The 1,635-nt window shown below is 57.2% G+C and carries 3 protein-coding genes; all 3 read left to right on the top strand.

Annotation, left to right across the window (positions count from 1 at the left end):
* Window positions 1-675 (top strand): hypothetical protein (locus LC073_RS21435; protein ID WP_226649660.1); only part of this gene is annotated, 675 nt, incomplete at its 5' end.
* Window positions 675-1,172 (top strand): DUF1833 family protein, encoded by a 498-nt coding sequence (locus tag LC073_RS21430; RefSeq protein ID WP_226649658.1) that lies wholly within the window; start codon window positions 675-677, stop codon window positions 1,170-1,172. The genes LC073_RS21435 and LC073_RS21430, both read left to right, overlap by 1 nt.
* 5 nt (window positions 1,173-1,177) lie before the next feature.
* Window positions 1,178-1,600, top strand: a complete 423-nt coding sequence (locus LC073_RS21425; RefSeq protein ID WP_226649656.1) for an NlpC/P60 family protein — start codon at window positions 1,178-1,180, stop codon at window positions 1,598-1,600.
* Window positions 1,601-1,635 lie beyond the last annotated feature (35 nt).

Here is a 1,635-nt window from a genome sequence, read left to right as displayed (position 1 = left end):
TTCACGAAAAGTGTGGGCATCGCCACGCCTTATATCGAGCAAGCGGTGGGCTTCTGGCTGTTTGGCGGGAGCGAAGCCGCGAGCGTGCGGAACTGGGCACCGAACAGCACCACTTCTCGGGCGACGGTAACCGGCACCCCGGTGTATGAACGGGGCAAGGTGGCCCTGACGCCGGTCAACTATCTGGACACCGGGGAACAGCTAGACCCGCAAGGTGCCTTCACGATGATTGCGGTGTGTACGGCGTCACTGCAAACCTATTGTGGGACATGGCACAGCGGAATTACTGACGCCATGCTCTATTCGACTAGCAATACCAGCTCGCTGTATTTTGCGGCAGAGGGGAGTGGGTCGGGATTGGGGCCCATCTCCTTCAACCCCGGCCAAAATCTGCGTTTTATCGCGGGGACCAAGACGGTGCAGGATGTAACGATGGTCTATCAACACGACGGCACCAACCTGTTGAGCAGCAGCGGTATCGCCGGCAACCGAAACCCGTCGGCGAACACCTATCGCGTCGGCCCCAATGGCGGGGTTGGTGATCAGCTGGATACTACGGTGCAGTACCATGCCGCCAACCTCCTATTCCCGCTCGCACTGTCCGAGGCGCAGATTCTGGAAATGTACGATTACCTGAAAGCGCTGCTGGCCGGGCGCGGCGTCGCGATGCTCTGATGAGCCAGGTACTGCAGACCGTCTACGCCAGCGCCCCAATCGATCAAATCATTCTTCACACCCTCGAACTGAAACACCCGGCATTCGAAGCGGGTGCGATTCGCCTGTGCCAGGGATTTGACGATATCGAGGCCAAACTGGAAGACGGCGAAACAGCCACTTTTACCGCGAGCGGCTTCGGGGTTTCCCTGCCACAGCGCTCCATGCGCGGCCGCCAGGATTTACAGTTCCAGCTGGATAATGTCACCGGCGAAGCGCTGCAAAATATTGATGCCGCGCTGGAGGCTGGCGGTTCTATCCAGGTGATTTATCGGCAGTTCCTCGAATCCGATCTGTCCGCCCCCGCACAGCCGCCAACGGTGATGACGGCGGTATCGGGTAAAGCCAATCCGGCCTCTGTCTCGGTGATTGCCAGTTTCCACGACCTGGTGAATAAAGCCTGGCCCAATAAATTCTACACGCCCGATTTTGCCCCAGGCCTGAAATACTACGGCTAACTCTTATGTCTTGGATAAACGACTATCTCACCGTCCCCTATGTAGACGGCGGACGGGATATGCACGGCTTTGATTGCTGGGGGCTGGTGCGCGATGTGTTGCACCGGCAGTTCAAAGCCCCCTTGCTGGAATCCTTTGGCCATGTTTGCCCGGATGATAAGCCGCTGTTGACCGACAGTTATTTACAGGTGGTGCCAGATTTTATAGCGGGCCCCTGTAAACCCGGCGCCGTTGCCTGTGGATTTCACGGTGAGTGCCTAATGCATGTGGGCATAGTGGTGAATAACGGCCAAACCCAGATTCTACATACCTCCCAGCAACTGGGAAAACCCGACCTGATTGCACCGCGCGCCTTCCGCCGATTGTTCCAACGCTGCGAATTTTTTCACTATGAATGCGACGCTAAAAATCTACCCCAGCAAGCTTGAGCGGGGTAATTATGAAACCTGCACGGCAACACCGG

The organism is Microbulbifer variabilis (assembly GCF_020524905.1).
Classification (GTDB): domain Bacteria; phylum Pseudomonadota; class Gammaproteobacteria; order Pseudomonadales; family Cellvibrionaceae; genus Microbulbifer; species Microbulbifer variabilis_A.
The sequence above is the reverse complement of the archived record's forward strand: the minus strand, read 5'-3'. Positions and strand labels throughout refer to the sequence as shown.

Excerpts from the sequence above, each read along its gene's own strand:
- LC073_RS21430 (WP_226649658.1), top strand. The coding sequence starts at position 675 with ATGAGCCAGGTACTGCAGACCGTCTACGCCAGCGCCCCAATCGATCAA.
- LC073_RS21425 (WP_226649656.1), top strand. The coding sequence starts at position 1,178 with ATGTCTTGGATAAACGACTATCTCACCGTCCCCTATGTAGACGGCGGA.